The organism is Billgrantia campisalis (assembly GCF_022341425.1).
GTDB classification, from domain to species: Bacteria; Pseudomonadota; Gammaproteobacteria; order Pseudomonadales; family Halomonadaceae; genus Halomonas; species Halomonas campisalis.
This window is the reverse complement of sequence record NZ_JABFUC010000006.1, coordinates 185,046-202,929: the sequence shown is the minus strand read 5'-3', so window position 1 is coordinate 202,929 and position 17,884 is coordinate 185,046. Positions and strand designations below refer to the sequence as shown.

The following is a 17,884-nucleotide window of genomic DNA, read 5'->3' as shown; positions in this document are numbered from 1 at the left end:
CTGACTCAGTGCTGTCGAGGGGCCCGGTCTACGCTAGCGCGCTGGCAGTATACCAGGCGATCATGCGCTCTTCGTCGGTGGGGATCACCCACAGCCCCACCCGGCTGTTCGCCGCCGCGATATCGCTGGAATCGGCCCGATTGGCGACTGGGTCGAGCGCCGCCCCCAGCCACTGGCAGCCTTCCACCACCGCGGCACGCACCGGGGCGGCGCGCTCGCCGATGCCGGCGGTGAACACCAGGTGGTCCAGCCCACCCAGCGCCGCCGCCAGGCTGCCGATCTCGCGCACGATGCGGTAGACGTAGAGCTCGATCGCCTCGCTGGCTTGGGGGGCACCGCTCTCCAGCAGCTCGCGCATGTCGCCGCTGATGCCGGACACCCCGAGCAGCCCGGACTCCTTGTAGAGCATCCGCTGCACGGCCTCGGCGGACATGCCCTCCTGCAGGATCAGGTGCAGCACCAGGCCCGGGTCGAGGCTGCCGCTGCGGGTGCCCATCATCAGCCCCTCCAGGGCGGTGAAGCCCATGGTCGAGGCCTGACTCACGCCGTCGCGCATGGCGCACAGGCTGGCGCCGTTGCCCAGGTGGGCGACGATCACCCGCCCCGGGGGCGTCCCCTGGGCCGGCCCGCTCCCCGCCCTGTCCGGCAGCACCCGCTCGTTGAGGGTGCGGTTGATATAGTCGTAGGAGAGACCGTGGAAACCGTAGCGCACCACCCCCGCCTCGCGGTAGCGGCGCGGCAGCGGAAAACGCCGGGCAACCTCGGGCTGGCCGGCATGAAAGGCGGTATCGAAGCAGGCTACCTGGGGCAGCGCGGGGCGCAGCGCCGAGAGTACCCGCACCGGGGCGAGCCCATAGGGTTGGTGCAGCGGCGCCAGGGGGTTGAGCGACTCGAGGGCCGCCAGGGTCGAGGCATCCAGGCGCACCGGGTCAGTATGGTCGTGCCCGCCGTGGACGATGCGATGCCCCACCGCCGCGATATCGCCCAGGTCCGGGTGGGCCTCGACCCACGCCAGCAGCCGCTCCAGGGCGGTGTCGTGATCGAGCTCGGCGGGCAGCGCGTCCAGCGCCGAGCCGGCGGTCTCCAGCGCCCTGCCCTCGGCGTCGTGTAGGCTCAGCCGTGCCTGGCCGCCGAGACCGGCCAGGTGGCCGCGAAAGCGCAGCGCGAGCTCGCTCAGCTCACCGCCTTCCGGTGCGCCGAACAGCGCGAACTTGAGGCTCGAGGAGCCGCTGTTGATGACCAGGATCTCGCGCATCATACCCCCACCCGCTGCTGATAGGAGGCGGCCAGCAGCGCCAGGGCGCAGGAGGCCAAGCGGGTGATGGCGTCGTCGGCGCGGCTGGTCAGCACGATGGGCACCCGGGCGCCCACCACCAGGCCGGCGCCGGTGGCGTCGGCCAGGTAGGTCAGCTGCTTCATCAGCATGTTGGCGGATTCCAGGTCAGGCGCCACCAGGATATCGGCCCGCCCCGCCACCGGCGAGACGATGCCCTTGGCGGCTGCGGCGGCTTCGGAGACGGCATTGTCGAAGGCCAGCGGACCGTCGATGACCCCGCCGCGGATCTGACCGCGCTCGGCCATCTTGCACAGCGCCGCCGCCTCCAGGGTCGAGGCGATCTTGGAGTTGACGGTCTCTACCGCCGAGAGAATCGCCACCTTGGGGTTGGCGTTACCCACGGCGTGGGCCAGGTCGATGGCGTTCTGCACGATATCGCGCTTGGCGTCCAGCTTGGGGTCGATATTGATCGCCGCGTCGGTAATGAACAGCGGCCGCGGGTAGGTGGGCACATCGAAGGCCATCACATGGCTGATGCAGCGCTCGGTGCGCAGCCCGCCGTCGCGCTTGACCACCTCGTGAAGCAGCTCGTCGGTGTGCAGCGCCCCCTTCATCAGTGCTCCGACCCGTCCCGCACGCACCATCGCCACCGCTTCGGCGGCAGCGGCATGGCTGTGGGGCACGTCGACCAGCGGAAACTCGCTGATGTCGATGCCGGCCGCCTCGGCGGCGGCGCGGATCTTGGCCTCGGGCCCGACCAGCACCGGGCGGATCAGCCGGTGGCGCGCCGACTCATAGGCCCCCATGATCGACACCTCGTCGACCGGGTGAACCACCGCCATGTCCACCGGCTCGGGCAGGTCCGCCGCGGTGAGCAGCTCGTGCAGGCGAGCGCGCTCGGCCATGCGCACCCGCGGCAGCACGGTACGCGGACGACGAATCTTCTCGGTGGGCGCCTGCACCTCGGCCTCGCCCTCGATGACGATGCGGCCGTTCTGGTTGGTGCAGCGACAGTCGAAGATGATGCGCTTGCGCGCCTCGTCCTTGCTGCGCACCTTGACGCTGACCTGCAGCACATCGCCGAGTCGCACCGGCTCGCGAAAACGCAGTGTCTGCCCCAGATAAATGGTGCCGGCGCCGGGCAGTTCGGTACCCAGCACCGTGGAGATCAGCGCCCCGCCCCACATGCCGTGGGCCACCACCTCCTGAAAGCGCGTGCTCTTGGCGAAGTCCTCGTCGAGATGTGCCGGGTTGATGTCGCCGGACATGATCGCGAAGAGCTTAATGTCGTCCAGGGTCAGGCGCTTCTCGAGCGAAGCGCTCTCGCCGATGTCGATTTCGTCGAAGGTACGGTTCTCAATATAGCCGTTGCCGTCCATTAGCTCGTGGTTATCCATCCGGTGGGTCTCCATGGGATAGGGATGGCGCCCAACATACTGCAACGCAGCATGGGGCATCCAGTCAGCATCGACGATAGCTTGACCGATATCAAGGCCGAAATCCGGCCCGGCGCGGCTTTCGCGGGGCGGTGTCTAGGCAACTACTATTAGACAACTACTATAGTGACTCAGGCCCCTGGACGTGCAAGAGAGACACCGCAATGCCCGACTACCGCAACGATCCTACGCTGGCGATACCGGCCTTTCCCGGCAGCCATCTCGTACTCGATGACCATTACGTGTTCGTCTCGGGGCTGACCGTGGCTGATATCCAGGGCGGTGAGAGCGTGATGGGCGATATCGGCGAGGAGACCCGCTGGGTGATGCGTCGCCTGGCGCGCATGCTGACCTATGTGGGGGCGGATGTGGCCGATACGGTGCGGGCCGACGTCCACCTGACCAACCTCGACGAACTGCGCAACATGGACGCCGCCTACGCCGAGTTCTTCGACCATCACCGCTATCCGGCGCGCACCTGCACGATGACACCGCGCCTCTACGGCGGCGCCAACGTGGAGATCACCCTGATGGTGCGCCGGCGCCGCGAGGCGCCGGACTCAAACGACTGAGCCGCCGGGCTCACAGCGTCATACCGGGCTCGATGCGATAGCCCAGATCGATTGCCGCTTCCCCTCCCGCCTCGCCGCGGATGCGCCTGAGCAGCTCGCTGGCCGCGCGTTCGCCGATGGCCTGACGCGGCGTGATCACGCTGGCCAGCCGCGGCGTCATCACCTGTCCCACGTCATGGCCATGAAAACCGGCCACCGCCAACTGCTCGGGCACCTTCACGCCGCGGCGCAGGCACTCGAAGTAGGCCCCCACCGCCACGTCGTCGTTGGTGCAGAAGATTCCATCGGCGGTCGGATAGTCGCTGAGGATTTCCCCCAGCAGGGCGGCCCCGACGCTGTAGGAGGAGCGCTGACTGCGCTGCAGGGTGACCGGCTCGAGGCCCTGCTCCTGCATGGCGCGGCGGTAACCCGCTTCACGCTGGCGGGTACGCTCATCGAGGCGCACCGCCAGGTAGATGATCCGGCGACGGCCGCGGCGAATCATCTCGCTGACCATGTCGTAGGCGGCCTGGACATTGTCGTAGCCCACCGCCTGGTGCAGCGGCGGGGTCAGCGAGTCCATGATCTCCACGGTGGGGATGCCGGCGGTCTCCAGCATACGCAGGCTACGCGGGCTGTGGTGGCTGTCGGAGAGGATCACGCCGTCCACGTTATAGGAGAGCAGCGAGGCCAGGCTGCGCTCCTCCAGCTCCTGACTGTAGCCGTAGTGGGAGAGCATCAGGTGATAGCCCGCCGGCTCGGTGATCGTCTCGATGCCGACGATCACCTCGGCGAATACCTGATTGGTCAGCGACGGCACCAGTACGCCGATGGCATGACTCTTGGCCTTGGAGAGAATATCCGGGGCCCGGTTGGGGATATAGCCAAGCTGCTCGGCCACCTCGAAGATGCGCTGGCGAAGCCCCTCCGAGACCGTGGCCGGGTCGCGCAGGCAGCGGCTCACGGTCATCTTGGTGGCGCCGACCTTATCGGCGATATCCTGAAGTGTAGGGCGTTTCTTTTTCACGGCTTTCAGCTGACTTGGCGATGAGCCCTATCCAGGGCGGAACGTGGCGGCGCAGCCAAGATACCCGACTTGTCCCGTCAACGCATGCCCGTCCCACTACCCTCGGGTCAAGGCATGCGCAGCCAGTCCATGCAGGCCTCCACAATGCACTGCGGAGAACGGCTGACTGACAGCGCCAAGGCCTCCCCTTCGCTCGGCGGCTCCAGGTCGGCCAGCTGGCTGTCAAGCATCTCATCCCCCTTGAAGAAGTGCTCCGGCCGAGCCATCAGGCGCTGTCTCAGCAGTGTCCGTTCGCCATGTAGGTAGAGAATCCGCAGTGCCGGGTCCGCGTTGCGTAGCAACTCCCGGTAGCGGCCTTTCAGGGCCGAGCAAGCGATCACCAGGCTGGCATCGTGACGCCGGTAGTCGCCAAAGAAGCCGGCCAGAGTCTGCAGCCAATCCTGTCGGTCGCCGTCATCGAGCGGCGTCCCGTTGGCCATCTTGGCGATGCTGGCCGGTGAGTGGTGGTCATCGCCATCGATGAAGTCGGCTTCGAGTCGTTTGGCGAGCAGGCGACCGACATGCGACTTGCCCGAACCGGATACGCCCATGACCAGGATGCGATACGTGGCGTCTGACATGATGACCTCCTTGTCAGTGTCAGTTGCCGCGCACGGCGGTCAGGTCAGGCAGCCAGGTAACCAGGCCCGGAAAGGCGATCAATACCACCAGCATTACCAGCAGCGCCGCGTAGTAGGGCAGCATCGCCTTGACCAGCGACTCCATCGACACCTTGCCCACTCCGCAGCCGACGTAGAGGCAGGTCCCCACCGGTGGCGTCAGCAGGCCGATACCGAGGATGAAGGCCATCAGTACGCCGAAGTAGGCCGGGTCGATGCCCACCGAGGTGACGATCGGCATCAGCATCGGCGCCATGATCACCATCGCCGGGGTCAGGTCCATGACGAAGCCCACCACCAGCAGCAGAGCGGCGACGATCAGCAGCAGCAAGAACGGCTCCTGGGTGATCGCCTGTACCTGGCCCACCAGGGTCTGCGGCACCATGTTAATGGTCAGAAACCAAGCGATCACCGTGGCGAAGGCCAGCAGCAACAGCACCATGCCGGTCAGCCGCGCGGTGCGGATCAGCATGCCCCACAGGTCACGCAGCCCAATCTCGCGATACACTAGCAGGGAGATGAGCAGCGAATAGAGCAGCGCGGCCACCGCCGCCTCGGTGGCGGTAAAGACCCCACCGATAATCCCGCCGATCACGATCACCGGCAGCACCAGTGCCAGCCAGGCGGATTTGAAGGCCTGCCATAGCAGGTCGAAGCGGAACTTGCGTGTCTGCCCGGCATGCTCGATGCCGGCCATGATGAAGGTGGTAACCATCAACGCCAAACCGATCAACACCCCCGGCACGATCCCGGCAATGAACAGCCGACTGATCGAAGTCTCGGTCACAATGCCGTAGAGGATCAGCGGAATCGAGGGGGGAATGATGATGCCGATCACCGACGAGACGGTATTGATCGCCGTGGCATGAGGGGCGGAGTAACCCTGCTGCTTCATCGAGGGGATCATCATCGAACCGGTAGCCGCGGTATCGGCTACCGCCGAGCCGCTGATGCCGCCGAAGAACATCGAGCCGGTGATTGCCACCTGGCCAAGACCGCCGCGAATGAAGCCGACCAGCGCACCGGCCAGCCCCATTAAGCGTTGGGCAATACCTCCAGCGCTCATCACTTCGCCGACCAGAATGAAGAAGGGAATCGCCAGCAGCGGAAAGCTATTGACGCCGCGAATCGACTGCTCGATCAGAATGGACAGCGGAATATCGGAGAGCACCGCCATGACCACCGCCGCCACACCCAGCCCGAAGGCAATGGGCAAGCCCAGGGCGATAGAGGCGAACAGGATACCAAGAAAGATCCAGAGCATGGCTCAGCGCCCTCCCTGAGGGGTAGATGACCAAGGTGAGCGAATCAGCCTGATGCACTGCCAGGCACGCCACAGGGCCACGGCCCCGATGAAGGCGGCACACAGTACCAACGCGATGTTGATCAGGTTCCAGGGCACGCCGAGGATGGCGGTGCGACCGGTGGAGCGCGACAGCACCAGGTAGCCGCCATACAGCATCACCCCCATCAGGCCGGCGATGATCAGGTGCTGAATCAGGTAGAGCCCGTAGGCGGCACGCGGCTTGAGGCGGCGCACCAAGTAGTCCACGGCGATATGTTCGTAGCGGGCGAAGGCCGCCGCGGCACCGATAAAGACCAGCCAGATAAACAGCATGCGCGCCAGCTCATCGGCCCATGGCAGCGAGCGGTTAAGCAGCGAGCGGCCGATGACGTTGGCCGAGACCGAGACGATCAGGGCGACCAGGATGGCGGCGATCAGTTGCTCCATGGCCAGGGTCAGCCAGCGAAAGACGGCAGGCCCCTTACGGGTTTCGAAATCGAATTCCAGCGGCTTGCGATTGGGGTCGTCGAGATAGACACCGGGGTCGGCCGGTGGCGGCGTTGAGGATGTCATGGAAGACTCCGGCGACAGGGCAAGGGGCGAGTTCCCCTTGCCCTGTCCTGTCAATGGGCGAAAGGAATCGGTGGTTACTGGACCGCGTTGGCAATCGCTTGGATTTCGGCGATCAAGTCTTCGCCAATACGCGGTGACCACTCCTCATAGACCGGCTGCACGGCCTCCTGGAAGGCGGCGATCTGCTCGTCATCGAGGCGAGTGATCTGCATACCGCGCTCCTCGAGCTGGCTGCGCGACCAGTCATCGTACTCCGCCGACAGCTGGATCTCGTACTCGGCCGACTGGCGTGCCGCTTCCTGAACCAGTGCCTGATAGGCAGGGTCGAGGCGATTCCAGGTGCGCTCGGACATCATCATGATGAAGGGCGTATAGACATGGCGGGTTTCGGTACCATAGTCCTGCACTTCATTGAAATTGGAGGTGAGAATGGTGCTCCAGGGGTTCTCCTGCCCATCGACCACGCCCTGCTCCATGGCCGAGAAGAGTTCACCAAAGGCCATCGGCGTGGGGTTGGCGCCCAGCGCCTCCCAGATGGCGAGGTGAACAGGGTTCTCCATGGTCCGTACCGTCAGGCCGCGCACATCCAGACCCGCCACATCCTGCGGGGAGGTTACCGGCCGGGCGCTGTTGGAGAGCTGGCGATAGCCGTTCTCGGAAAAGGTCAGCGCCTTGATCCCGGTGTCCTCGAAGGCATCGAGCATGCCCTGAGCCACCTCGCTGTGCATGACGGCGATGGCCGCTTCACGCGACGGCAACAAGAACGGCAGGTCGAAGGCGGCGAGCTCGGACACATAGGTGGTGGCAGCCGAACTCGACGGGTAGGTCATGTCCAGGGTGCCGGTCTGCAGCATCTCCATCATCTGCACGTCATCACCCAGCTGGCTGTTGGGGAAGACATTGACCGTGATGCGCCCGTCGGTGCGCTGTTCGAGAATGTCGCCGAAATAGCGGCTGGAAATGTACTGGGGCGAGGTTTCCGATAGCCCGATCCCCATGCGGATGGTGTGGCTGCCGTGATCGGCCACCACCTCGCCCTCGATGGCGGGCGGATCGGAGAGCTCCGGACTCTGGGCATGGGCCATGCCCAGGCTGAGGGTGGCCGCACCGGCCAGAGTGAGCGTACTGCGCCAGATAGGCGTCATGGCGAAATCTCCATTGCAGATTGTCGTTGTTGATGCACAAGCCAGGGGCGCCTGAGACAAGAGAATAGGCCCGAGGCATCGAATGACCGGTCAGTGTTACCGGTAACATTCAATGCCAGAAGACTAGAAGGACCGCACCCGGCTGTCAATGCGGCAAGCGCCGCCCTGCCCTAGACCTTAGTCGCAATCCGGCGTGTGGCGTACCAAGGCGCCGGGTCGAAGCACCCGGGTCAACCGCCGCCGTCTTGCAGCACCTCGACGCTCTCCAGGGTCAGCCGACGCCCCTCCGCCGGCGCATACTGAAACTCGCCCACGACCCGCACGCGCTCTCCCAGGTGGGGGGCGATCGCCTCGTGGGGGAAGATCTCGACGCGGTTGAGGTCGGCGTCCTCGATCCAGTAGTGAAGCGGGTCGTCGAAGTGACGCACCTCGCCCTGGGTGGCGATGACGGCACCGTCATGCCCCGCCGGATCGGCGGCCAGCACCGCCAGGGTCACTTCCCGGGGAGCGTCTTCGCCGCCGCAGGCGGCCAGGGCGGCGAACAGTCCCGCCACCCCCAGGGCCCTCACGCGAGCCCGGCGGCTCGACTGTCTCGACTGTACTGCTGCACGCATTGCGGCCTCCCATCGGCCGGTCAAAGGATGGCCGCGACCGAGCTGCCCCGGCCGCGGGCGCTGGCTCAGGGCAGGATCAGGGTCATGCCGGGCCAGACATGGTCCGGGTTCTCGAGCACATGCTCGTTGGCCTCGTGAATCTCCGGCCAGCGGTTGGCATTACCGTAATAGCGACCGGCAATTCCCGCCAGCGACTCTCCGCGGCGCACCCGGTAGAGGGTGCCGCCCTGAACCCGCGAAACCAGGCGCTGGTCCTGCTCCAGCTCGTCCCCCAATTGCTCGAGGTCGGCCTGCCGGGCGGCATCACCGCCGCCGGCCCGGCGCAGATCCCGCTCGGCCGTACGCATCGCCTGGGCCGTCAGTCGCGCCGACGCCTGGGCCGACTCAAGCTCCAGGGTGCCGCCCTCTTCCGGTGGCAGCCGGCTGCGCAGGGCGGCCAGTTCCGCGTGGTGCTCGCGGTACTGGATGTCACGCTCGCGCTCGGCCTCCTGCAGCGCCTGCTCGAGCTCGGCCACGCGCACCGCCAGCGCATTGACCTCTTCGCTGGCACCCGCCTCATCATTGAGCGCCTCGCGGGCCTCGTCCGCCATCTCGGCCGCCTCGGCTGCCTTCTCGCGCGCCTCGGCCAGCTGCGCTTCCAGCGTCTCGATCTGCCCTCGCAGCGTCTTCGCTTCGCTCTCCTGCTCCGCCAATTGGCTTCTGGACGCCTCCAGCTCGCTTTGCAGCGATTCCTGCTCGGCCTGCAGCGCCGCGTGCTCGTCCTGCAGCGCCTGGTAGGCCTCAGCGTCCTGTTCGGCCAGCGCCGGGGCAGCCAGGGCGGCCACCAGCACCCCCGTGGCAAGCAATCCGGGCAGTGGCAGCCGGCGTTTGGCGCCTTGAGACGCGTCGAGGAAAGAATCGGTCATGGTGGTGTCTCCCTGCAAATGCATTCGGCCCGCCACACCATGCAGCAGACCTATCGATATCCGAGACGCGGGTATGACCCGCGGTCATCCCACGCACTGCAGTATGGACAGACCGAGGCCAGGTTTCTTGCCGTCGCTTCAACGCAATAGCGTTTCGCGCCAGCGCAACACAGCCGAGGATGGCATCCTGGCGGCTGGGACGGCATCATGGGCATCCGAATTCATCGTTTCATTCACCGACCCACGAGACTCAACCCAACCTCATGAGACTTCTGATTCGCTACTTCTTCCGCGGCGTTCGCCTGGTGCTCACCCCCGTCATGCTGACCGCCGAGAAACTCTCCACCCCCACCCGGAGCGTCGAGCGCAGCGCCGAGCAGCAGGCGCTGGTCGACGAGCAGTGCCGGTCGCTGGCGCTCTACCAGTTCCGGGCCTGTCCCTTCTGCATCAAGGTGCGTAAGGAGCTGGCGCGCCTGGGCCTGGATATCGAGCTGCGTGACGCGCGTCACGACGCCGAGCACCGCGAGGCGCTGGAGGCCGGCGGCGGCCGCGTCAAGGTGCCCTGCCTGCGCATCACCCACCCGGACGGCCGCGACGAGTGGCTCTACGAGTCCGACGAAATCATCGCTTGGCTGCAGCGCCGCTTCGACACGGCCGCCCCTCAGGCCGCCTGATCGGCCTCCACGCTGGCCAGCAGCCGGTTGGCCAGCGCGTAGGCGTCGTCGCAGGCCAGGAACGGCAGCGTCACCCGGCCATTTGCCAGGTGCAGCCGCAGCGTCGCCACGCCGCGCCGCCGCTGCAGCCAACTCTGCTGGACGCTCGCCGAGACCAGGCTGCGCAGGGGAAACAGGCTAGTGCGCTGGCCCCATAGCCCCTGGCGCACGCGCAGGTAGTCGCCCTCCCGGGCCCAGCCCAGCGCCAGCCAGCGCAGCTGGGCCAGCCCGGCCGCCAGCGGCAGCAGCCCCGCAGCGAGCAGCCCCCAGGTCATGGGAGCCAGGCTGGCCGGGCCCACCAGGGCGCCAAGCCCCAGCAGCGCCGCCGCCAACCCCAGCAACAGGCGCCAGAACAGCACGCGCCGATAGAGCCGGGTGACCCGCGCCAGGGGCTGACGCATCGACAGCCCGGGCCAGAGTACCGCGCTCAGCTCCCGTCCCTGAGCCGAACTCAGCCCCGGCACCAGGAAACGGCGCGCCTCGGCGGCCTCCCCGCCGCCCAGCGCACCGAACTGATGGCAGACCAGGTAGCCCCGCCCGAGCAGGCGCCCCAGGCCGGTCTGCACCCATTCCACCACCTGCAGCCGCGACAGCGTCAACACCTGCTCCTGGCGGTGAAAGAGCCCGCTGACCTGCACCTGGCGGTCGCCCTCATCACGCAGCACATAGCCGTGGAAGCGCCACCAGGCGGCCAGCACCGAGAGCAGCGCCAGTGCCGCCACCACCGCCAGGATGCCCAGCGCCACCGCCAGGGGGGCCGAGGCCGGCAGCCAGGCGCGCAGGTCGAGATGCGGCAGGTGGTCGTGGACCCAGCGCTCCAGCGGCTGCACCAGCGGCGAGAGCATCGCCGCAACCACATAGACCGAGCGGCTGGTCAGGCCGTGCAGCGCCAGCGCCCCGGGGGTGATGGCGAAGCGCACCCGCGGGGCTTCGTCGGCCTCTCCCGCGTCCTCTGCGGCCGCCTGCTGGGCGGCGTCACTCGCGCCCCGCAGCCGCCGCCCCAGCGCCTCGGCGATTTCGCGGCGGATCCCCGGCAGCTCGATGCGCGAGGCCTCCCCGGCCAGGGTCTCCAGCTGCCACTGCACCACCCCGAAGGGCCGCATATAGGCGGGCTGATGCACGGCGATATGCTGCACATGGGCGGCGGAGACCTTGAATTCGCGGTGCTCGAAGAGCCCCTTCTGGATGACCAGCACCTCGCCCTCGAGCCGGAAGCGAAAGCGCCGGTAGTAGAGCAGGCTGAGCAGCACCGCCAGCAGCAGCAGCAGGGCCCCGCCCAGCGCCAGCTCGCGCAGCCCGACTCGTTCCACCAGCGCCAGGCCGGCGCCGGCGCCCAGCAGCAGCGGCAGGTGCTGGCGAATCAGCGAGAGCCCCGAGGTAATCAGCAGCAGCCCCACCGCCCAGGGCGACAGCCGCTGCCAGCGCGCCAGCCGCGCGTCGGCGGTCTCGGGTCCGGGGGGGTTCATGGTGCCTCCGACGACGAGGGCGACGTGCCTTCCAGGCGTGCCAGCAGGTGCTGCTTGACCGCCTCGGCGCGGGATGCCGGCAGCCCCTCGAGCAGCAGGTCGGCGCCGCGCCCACCGGCGGTGAAGCAGGCCAGCCGCACCAGCCCGAAGGCCCGCTCGACGGGGTTGCTCAGCGTCTCGACGTGCTGGAGTCGCACCAGCGGCAGCACCTGGGTACGCCGCACCAGCAGGCCGCGCCGGTAGATCAAATCATGCTCGCGCACCCCGTAGGCGCGCCGCCGCGCCTCGACCCAGCCCAGCCCCACCGCCGCCAGGCCGACCAGGGCCACGGCAGTGGCCGCCACCAGCTGCCACTCAGCCGCCGCCTCGTGCTGGACCGGGAAGAACAGCACCAGCAGCGTCACCAGCGCCCAGCGGCCCAGCAGCGACACGGCCTGGCAGGGCGCCAGGCGAGGCGAGACCGGGGTGAGCGGCGCCTGCTCCAGGGCCGGCAGCGAGTCGAGGTCGAGGGGATCATTGGTGAACGGCACGGCGGCTCCTGGTTTCTAAGGGGATAGCGCAACCCGCCCATGGCCGGCCTCTTCCTGGGCGCTATGCTGTAGGGCGTGGGAACCGCAACTTCGCGAAAGGAGGCACGGTAATCTGACAATTGTCGGCCCTGGCGGCCGAAGGAGAAAGTACCATGGCCATTCCGATGACCATCCGCGAATACCTCAGAGCCTGTGATATCGACTATGAGGAGGTCAAACACCCGCGTGAGGTCAGCACCAGCCGGCTCGCCCAGGCGGCGCATGTCAGCGGCGACCAGCTGGCCAAGGCGGTCATGCTGCATGCCGACTCGGGCTGCCACCTGGCCGTGCTGCCCAGCAGCTGCGATGCCGACCTCGAGGCGCTCTCGCAGCTGTTCCATGAGCGCGTCGAGCTTGCCTCCGAGTCCGAAATCATCAGCCGTTTCAGCGACTGCGACCCGGGCGCCACGACTCCGGTGGGCCAGGCCTACGGGCTGCGGGTCTACGTCGACGACATGCTGCGGCATCAGCCGGACATCTATTTCGATGCCGGCGACCACGAGACCCTGCTGCATATGAGCGGCAGTGAGTTCAACCGCCTGATGGGCGACAGTCCGCACGGGCACTTCAGCCGGCACCACTGAGCCGCCCTCGCCCATTAGTCACAGGCTCACCCCGGGGCCGCAGTCGCCTGCCGCGGCCCCTGTTTTTGTGCCCGCCGCTATTGCCGCCGGCCATCTCCTGCCTCCCCCCCGGCGCTTGCCTTGACGAGGCCTGGCGCCTACACCTTGAGCATGGAAAGCTCTCCCGCTCCGACCGGCCCGCCCCGTGGCCCGCTCGGCATGCTGCGATTCCTGGGGCTGGTCATGCTCGGCGCCATCATCGGCGCCGTGGCGGCGCTGCTGGCGGTGGGCTTCGTGGCGGTGGTGCTGTGGCTCAATGACCTGCTGCTGATCTCGCCGCGCAGCCGGATGATGGTCGAATCCCCCGGCGTGCTGGTGGTCGCCACCCTCGCCGTTCCCGCCCTGGGCGGCCTGGTGGTCGGGCTGCTGCACCGCGGCATTCCCGAACAGCGCCCCCATACCCCCGCCGACGTGATCGCCGCCGTGCAGACCCGGCGCGGCCGCCTGCCGGCACGGGCCGGCGGCCTCTCGGCGGTGAGCGCGATGGTCTCGCTGGGCGCCGGCGCCTCGGTGGGGCAGTACGGCCCGCTGGTGCATCTGGGCGCCACCCTGGGCTCCCAGGTGGCGCGGCTGCTGCGCCTGGGGCGCTCCAACGACAACGTGACCATCGCCTGCGGCGTGGCGGCGGCCATCGCCACCGCCTTCAATGCGCCGCTGGCGGGGATCCTCTTCGCCCACGAGGTGGTGCTGCGCCACTACGCGCTACGCGCCTTCGCCCCGGTGGCCGCCGCCGCCCTGGTCGGCCATGTGATCGCCACCGGCGTGCTCGAACGGGGCGCGCTCTTCCACGTCGCCGACCCGGCCCTGCCGGCCCCCTGGGAGTTCGCGGTGTTCCTGGCCATCGGCGGCGTCGGTGCGCTGCTGGCCGGCGCCTACCTGCACGCCATTCTCGGCGTGGGACGGCTGTCCCAAGCCCTGCCCGTGGCCCCGGCCCTGCGCCCCGCCTTGGCCGGGGCCCTGTTAGGGCTCGCCGCCCTGTGGGTACCCGATATCCTCGGCATCGGCCAGGAGACCCTGCGCTTTGCCACCATCTTCGGCGCCTACGGCAGCGGCGAGCTGGTCGTGGTGCTGCTGCTCAAGCTGGCGGCCACGGCGCTTTGCCTGGGCATGGGCTTCAGTGGCGGCGTCTTCAGCCCCGCCCTGGTGATCGGCACCCTGTTCGGCGCGCTGTGCGGCAGCCTGGTGAGCGAGCTGACCGGCGCGCCCCTGGAGACCTTCGTGTTCTACGCGGTGTGCGGCATGGTGGCGGTGACCGCACCGGTGATCGGCGCGCCCCTGACCAGCCTGCTGATCGTCTTCGAGCTGACCGGCAGCTACGCCCTGACCACCGCGGCGCTGGCCAGCGTGACCCTGGCCAGCCCCATCGCCGCCCAGCTGTTCGGCCGCTCGCTGTTCGATATCCAGCTCAGGCAGCGGGGGCTGGACCTCTCCGCCGGCCGCGGCCGGGCGCTGCTGCGCAATAGCCCGGTATGCGACCACCTGACCCGGGACTGCGTCGCCCTGGACCCGGTGACACGGGTCGCCGAGGCGATAGGCCGGCTCAGTCAAGCCGACCACGGCGAGGGCCACCTGGTCGACCGCCGGGGGCGCTACCTGGGCTGCGTGACCCTAGCCGAGCTGGAAGCCGCCCGCGAAGGCGGCGATGGCCGCGAGGCGGTCGGCCGCCTGCCGCTGCGACAGCGGCCGACGCTGAGTCCGGACGCCTCGCTGTGGGAGGCCATGCAGCTGCTGCAGGAGGTCACCGGCGAGGCCATTGCAGTGGTCGACAACGCCGATGGCGAACGCTTCCTGGGCGTGGTCTACGAGGCGAGCATCACCCGCGCCTACCTGCGGCGCAGCGACGAGATGAGGCGAGAAGAGCATGAGAACGGCTGATCTGCGCGGCCTGGTGATAGGCTGCCTGCTGCTGACCACGCCGGCCCTGGGCGACTCGGACCCGGCGGCGCTGACGGTGCTGAGCTGGGGCGGCGCCTACGAGCGCGCCCAGCGCACGGTGCTCTTCGAGCCCTTCGCCGAGGCCAGCGGCATGGCCGTGGAGGCGGCCCGCTACGACGGTGGGCTCGCGGCGCTGCGCGAGGCCGTGGCCAGCGGCGAGGTGCCCTGGGACCTGATCGACATGACCCGCAGCGAGGCCATGGCCGCCTGCGACGAGGGCCTTCTCGAGACGCTCTCTCCCACCCTGCCGGCACCCGCCCCCGACGGCACCCCGGCAGCGCAAGACTTCCTGCCCGGGGCCCTGGGCCGCTGTGCCATCACCCATACGGTCTTCGCCACCGTGGTTGCCTATCGGCGTGACGCCTTTCCCGGCCGGCGCCCCACGCGGATCGCCGACCTCTTCGACCAGCAGCGCTTTCCCGGCCCGCGTGCCCTGCAGCGCACCCCCGGCGCCAACCTGGAGTGGGGGCTGCTCTCCTATCGGGTTCCCCGGGAGGAGCTCTATGAGCTGCTGAGCACCCAGCGCGGCCTGCGCCTCGCCCTGGAACGGCTCGATGGCCTAGATGAGATCCGCTGGTGGACGGGCGGCGAGGAGTCGCCGCGACTGCTCGCCGACGGCGAGGTGGTGATGGCCTCGGGCTACAACGGCCGCTTCTTCGACGCCATGCTGCGCGACGAGGCACCCATCGAGATCCTCTGGGACGGCCAGTTGCAGGAGCACGAGACCTGGGTCATCCCGCGGGGCAGCCGCCATCCCGACGCCGCCCGTGACTTCATCCGCTTCGCTACCACCACCGAGCGGCTGGCCGAGTTCGCCCGTCATATTCCCTACGGGCCGGCGCGCCGCTCGGCGTCGCTGCAGGTCACCACGCATCCGGAAACCGGCATCGACATGCGCCTGCACATTCCGACCCACCCGCTCAACGCCGAAGGTGCCATCTTCAAGGACGAGGCCTGGTATGCGCGCACCCGGGAGCGCATCGCTGCGTACTTCGAGGACTGGCTGGAGAGCCGTTGAGTGGATGTCATGGCTCTTCTTCCCCGGGCCGATAGGCTTTGCGCAGGTCGCGCTGCAGCGCCTCCGGCGCCGGCTCGTAATGGCTGAACGCCAGGGTGTAGCTGCCCGCGCCACCGGTCAGGGCGTTGAGCCGACTGGGGTAGTCGGCGAGTTCGGCCACCGGCACCAGCGCCTGGATGCTGACCTGGTCGCCCACCGTACGGGTGTCCTGGATCCGCCCGCGGCTGGCCGCGAGGTCCGCAGTGAGATCGCCCATGGCGCTGCCCGGCCCCTCGACCACCAGCTCGGCAATGGGCTCGAGCACGATGGGGGAGGCCTTGCGCACGGCGTCCAGAAAGGCCTTGCGGCCGGCGATGACGAAGGCGATCTCCTTGGAATCGACCGGATGGGTCTTGCCGTCGTGCACGATAACGCGGATGTCCTGAAGCGGGTAGCCGGCCACCGCGCCGCTGGCCATGGCCTGGCGCACTCCCTTCTCCACCGCCGGCAACAGGGTGGCGGGTATCACCCCGCCGCGAATCGTATCGGTAAACTCGAAACCAGCGTCCCTGGGTAACGGCTCGACGCGCAGGAAGACTTCACCGAACTGCCCGGCCCCGCCGCTCTGCTTCTTGTGACGGCAGTGCCCCTCCGCCGCCACGGTCACGGTCTCCCGGTAGGCGATCGATGGGGTATGGGTCTCGACCTCCACGTGGAAACGCTGGCGCAGCCGCTCCAGGGCCATGCGCAGGTGCAGTTCACCCAGCCCGCGCAGCACCGTCTCCTGGGTGGCGGCGTCCTGCTCAACCTGCAGGCCCGGATCCTCCTCGACCATGCGCGTCAGTGCCTCAGAGAGTTTCTGCTCGTCACCGTGGCGGGTGGCCTGGATGGCCAGGCCAAACACCGGGGCGGGCAGCTCGACCGGGCGCAGGCGAATATGGTCCTCGTCATGGGAGTCGTGCAGCACGCTATCGACGGTCACGTCTTCAACCTTGGAGAGCGCGCAGATCTCGCCCGGACCACAGCGTTCGACGTCCAGATGCTGCTGGCCCTGGAGACGGAACAGGGTCCCTACCCGGAAGGGCTTGCGCGCCTCCCCGACGTACAGGCGGGTCTCCCGGGTCACGGTCCCCTGGTGGACGCGAAACACCGCCACCTTGCCGCGGTAGGGGTCGTGCTCGACCTTCACCACGTGGGCCAGGACGTGGGCCTCGGGGTCGGGGCGGGCGCGGTACTCCCGGATACCCTGCTCATCCTCACGCAGGAAGGGGGGCGGATTGCCCTCCAGCGGGTTGGGCATCAAACGTGCGAAGACCGACAGCAGCTCGGCGACGCCGGCGCCGGTGGTCGCCGAGGCGAAGCAGACCGGGACCAGGTGGCCCTGGCGCAGCGCCGCCTCGAAGGGCGCGTGGAGCTGGGCGGGGTCGAGCTCCTCGCCCTGCTCCAGATAGAGTGCCATCAGCGCTTCATCCAGCTCCACCACCTGGTCAACCAGCCTCTCGTGGGCCTCGGCGACGGAGGCGAAATCCGCCACGCCGTCGGGAGCGAAGAAGCAGTCCGAAACCCGCCGGGCGCCGTCCGCAGGCAGGTTGAGGGCCAGGCACTGGGGGCCGACGCTGTCGCGCAGGGTGTCCAGCAGCGCCTCGAGGCCGCCGGGGACGGCATCGATCTGATTGACGATGATCAGCCGACACAGTCCGCGCTGCTCGGCCCACTGCAGCAGGCGCCGGGCCATGGCATCCAGGCCGCCGGCGGCGCTGATCACCACCGCCACGGTCTCCACCGCCGGCAGCACCGACAACGCCGCCCCCTGGAAATCGGCATAGCCGGGCGTGTCGATCAGGTCGATCCAGGTATCTTCCCACGCCAGCCCCAGCACTGCGGGGCTCACCGAATGCTGCAGCCCCTTCTCCAGCGGTGAGGTATCGCTCAGCGTCGTGCCCTTCTCCACGCTGCCGGGGGCCGCAATCTCGCCGGCGGCCGCCAGCAGCGCCTCGGCGAGCGTCGTTTTGCCGGTGCCGGCGCCGCCGGCCAGGGCGATGTTGCGAAGACGCTCAGGGGCTCGTTCGACCATGGGATCCTCCGCCAGGCTCGTGGCTGCCGACCGGCA

17 protein-coding genes are annotated in these 17,884 nt (G+C 68.4%); 5 read left to right on the top strand and 12 right to left on the bottom strand.

Features of this window, described 5'->3' with window-relative positions:
* Positions 1-28: 28 nt before the first annotated feature.
* Entirely contained in the window at positions 29-1,258 is a 1,230-nt protein-coding gene (locus tag HOP52_RS09375) for an acetate/propionate family kinase (RefSeq protein WP_238977110.1), read from the bottom strand.
* The gene (locus HOP52_RS09370; protein ID WP_238977109.1) at positions 1,255-2,673 is read right to left on the bottom strand and encodes a bifunctional enoyl-CoA hydratase/phosphate acetyltransferase; all 1,419 of its coding nucleotides are present in this window, start codon (positions 2,671-2,673) and stop codon (positions 1,255-1,257) included. The genes HOP52_RS09375 and HOP52_RS09370 overlap by 4 nt, the downstream gene beginning before the upstream one ends.
* 203 nt (positions 2,674-2,876) lie before the next feature.
* Here HOP52_RS09370 and HOP52_RS09365 point away from each other — a divergent pair, with 203 nt between their 5' ends.
* Positions 2,877-3,284: a RidA family protein gene (locus HOP52_RS09365; RefSeq protein ID WP_238977108.1), complete on the top strand. Its 408-nt coding sequence runs from the start codon at positions 2,877-2,879 to the stop codon at positions 3,282-3,284.
* Between the two features lie 10 nt (positions 3,285-3,294).
* Here the strand turns inward: HOP52_RS09365 and gntR are convergent, their stop codons facing one another.
* The 7 genes from gntR to HOP52_RS19605 form a co-directional block, all read right to left on the bottom strand.
* Positions 3,295-4,290: a gluconate operon transcriptional repressor GntR gene (gntR, locus tag HOP52_RS09360; RefSeq protein WP_238977107.1), complete on the bottom strand. Its 996-nt coding sequence runs from the start codon at positions 4,288-4,290 to the stop codon at positions 3,295-3,297.
* A gap of 107 nt (positions 4,291-4,397) precedes the next feature.
* A complete protein-coding gene (locus HOP52_RS09355) occupies positions 4,398-4,910 on the bottom strand; it encodes a gluconokinase (protein WP_238977106.1) in 513 nt (170 codons plus the stop codon).
* Positions 4,911-4,929: 19 nt separating this feature from the next.
* Complete coding sequence (locus HOP52_RS09350; RefSeq protein WP_238977105.1) at positions 4,930-6,213, bottom strand: TRAP transporter large permease; 1,284 nt, start codon at positions 6,211-6,213, stop codon at positions 4,930-4,932.
* Positions 6,214-6,216: 3 nt separating this feature from the next.
* Positions 6,217-6,807 (bottom strand): TRAP transporter small permease, encoded by a 591-nt coding sequence (locus HOP52_RS09345; RefSeq protein WP_238977104.1) that lies wholly within the window; start codon positions 6,805-6,807, stop codon positions 6,217-6,219.
* A gap of 74 nt (positions 6,808-6,881) precedes the next feature.
* On the bottom strand, positions 6,882-7,952 hold the full coding sequence (locus HOP52_RS09340; protein ID WP_238977103.1) for a TRAP transporter substrate-binding protein: 1,071 nt from the start codon (positions 7,950-7,952) through the stop codon (positions 6,882-6,884).
* Positions 7,953-8,182: 230 nt separating this feature from the next.
* The gene (locus HOP52_RS09335; protein WP_238977102.1) at positions 8,183-8,566 is read right to left on the bottom strand and encodes a hypothetical protein; all 384 of its coding nucleotides are present in this window, start codon (positions 8,564-8,566) and stop codon (positions 8,183-8,185) included.
* A gap of 65 nt (positions 8,567-8,631) precedes the next feature.
* Entirely contained in the window at positions 8,632-9,471 is an 840-nt protein-coding gene (locus HOP52_RS19605; protein WP_275298126.1) for a LysM peptidoglycan-binding domain-containing protein, read from the bottom strand.
* A 263-nt stretch (positions 9,472-9,734) separates the two neighbouring features.
* Here HOP52_RS19605 and HOP52_RS09320 point away from each other — a divergent pair, with 263 nt between their 5' ends.
* Entirely contained in the window at positions 9,735-10,145 is a 411-nt protein-coding gene (locus HOP52_RS09320; RefSeq protein ID WP_238977101.1) for a glutaredoxin family protein, read from the top strand.
* Here HOP52_RS09320 and HOP52_RS09315 read toward each other — a convergent pair.
* Both HOP52_RS09315 and HOP52_RS09310 read right to left on the bottom strand, forming a co-directional pair.
* On the bottom strand, positions 10,133-11,650 hold the full coding sequence (locus tag HOP52_RS09315) for a PH domain-containing protein (RefSeq protein ID WP_238977100.1): 1,518 nt from the start codon (positions 11,648-11,650) through the stop codon (positions 10,133-10,135). The two genes, HOP52_RS09320 and HOP52_RS09315, sit on opposite strands and share 13 nt — an antisense overlap.
* The gene (locus HOP52_RS09310; protein ID WP_238977099.1) at positions 11,647-12,180 is read right to left on the bottom strand and encodes a PH domain-containing protein; all 534 of its coding nucleotides are present in this window, start codon (positions 12,178-12,180) and stop codon (positions 11,647-11,649) included. Before HOP52_RS09310 ends, HOP52_RS09315 begins: the two co-directional genes overlap by 4 nt.
* A 152-nt stretch (positions 12,181-12,332) precedes the next feature.
* Between HOP52_RS09310 and HOP52_RS09305 the strand changes: the two genes are divergently transcribed.
* The 3 genes from HOP52_RS09305 (at position 12,333) to HOP52_RS09295 (ending at position 15,795) form a co-directional block, all read left to right on the top strand.
* Positions 12,333-12,803: an aminoacyl-tRNA deacylase gene (locus HOP52_RS09305; RefSeq protein ID WP_238977098.1), complete on the top strand. Its 471-nt coding sequence runs from the start codon at positions 12,333-12,335 to the stop codon at positions 12,801-12,803.
* Positions 12,804-13,001: 198 nt separating this feature from the next.
* Positions 13,002-14,717: a chloride channel protein gene (locus tag HOP52_RS09300; RefSeq protein WP_238977097.1), complete on the top strand. Its 1,716-nt coding sequence runs from the start codon at positions 13,002-13,004 to the stop codon at positions 14,715-14,717.
* Complete coding sequence (locus HOP52_RS09295; protein ID WP_238977096.1) at positions 14,704-15,795, top strand: extracellular solute-binding protein; 1,092 nt, start codon at positions 14,704-14,706, stop codon at positions 15,793-15,795. Before HOP52_RS09300 ends, HOP52_RS09295 begins: the two co-directional genes overlap by 14 nt.
* Before the next feature lie 7 nt (positions 15,796-15,802).
* On the opposite strand, the gene fusA is transcribed toward HOP52_RS09295, so the two are convergent.
* Positions 15,803-17,848, bottom strand: a complete 2,046-nt coding sequence (gene fusA / locus HOP52_RS09290) for an elongation factor G (RefSeq protein WP_238977095.1) — start codon at positions 17,846-17,848, stop codon at positions 15,803-15,805.
* Positions 17,849-17,884: the final 36 nt, after the last annotated feature.

What these genes read in the sequence shown, in the direction of transcription:
- HOP52_RS09375 (WP_238977110.1), bottom strand. Translation starts at nt 1,258, where the DNA reads ATGATGCGCGAGATCCTGGTCATCAACAGCGGCTCCTCGAGCCTCAAG.
- HOP52_RS09370 (WP_238977109.1), bottom strand. Translation starts at nt 2,673, where the DNA reads ATGGATAACCACGAGCTAATGGACGGCAACGGCTATATTGAGAACCGT.
- HOP52_RS09365 (WP_238977108.1), top strand. Translation starts at nt 2,877, where the DNA reads ATGCCCGACTACCGCAACGATCCTACGCTGGCGATACCGGCCTTTCCC.
- HOP52_RS09355 (WP_238977106.1), bottom strand. Translation starts at nt 4,910, where the DNA reads ATGTCAGACGCCACGTATCGCATCCTGGTCATGGGCGTATCCGGTTCG.
- HOP52_RS09350 (WP_238977105.1), bottom strand. Translation starts at nt 6,213, where the DNA reads ATGCTCTGGATCTTTCTTGGTATCCTGTTCGCCTCTATCGCCCTGGGC.
- HOP52_RS09345 (WP_238977104.1), bottom strand. Translation starts at nt 6,807, where the DNA reads ATGACATCCTCAACGCCGCCACCGGCCGACCCCGGTGTCTATCTCGAC.
- HOP52_RS09340 (WP_238977103.1), bottom strand. Translation starts at nt 7,952, where the DNA reads ATGACGCCTATCTGGCGCAGTACGCTCACTCTGGCCGGTGCGGCCACC.
- HOP52_RS09335 (WP_238977102.1), bottom strand. Translation starts at nt 8,566, where the DNA reads ATGCGTGCAGCAGTACAGTCGAGACAGTCGAGCCGCCGGGCTCGCGTG.
- HOP52_RS19605 (WP_275298126.1), bottom strand. Translation starts at nt 9,471, where the DNA reads ATGACCGATTCTTTCCTCGACGCGTCTCAAGGCGCCAAACGCCGGCTG.
- HOP52_RS09320 (WP_238977101.1), top strand. Translation starts at nt 9,735, where the DNA reads ATGAGACTTCTGATTCGCTACTTCTTCCGCGGCGTTCGCCTGGTGCTC.
- HOP52_RS09315 (WP_238977100.1), bottom strand. Translation starts at nt 11,650, where the DNA reads ATGAACCCCCCCGGACCCGAGACCGCCGACGCGCGGCTGGCGCGCTGG.
- HOP52_RS09305 (WP_238977098.1), top strand. Translation starts at nt 12,333, where the DNA reads ATGGCCATTCCGATGACCATCCGCGAATACCTCAGAGCCTGTGATATC.
- HOP52_RS09300 (WP_238977097.1), top strand. Translation starts at nt 13,002, where the DNA reads ATGCTGCGATTCCTGGGGCTGGTCATGCTCGGCGCCATCATCGGCGCC.
- HOP52_RS09295 (WP_238977096.1), top strand. Translation starts at nt 14,704, where the DNA reads ATGAGAACGGCTGATCTGCGCGGCCTGGTGATAGGCTGCCTGCTGCTG.
- fusA (WP_238977095.1), bottom strand. Translation starts at nt 17,848, where the DNA reads ATGGTCGAACGAGCCCCTGAGCGTCTTCGCAACATCGCCCTGGCCGGC.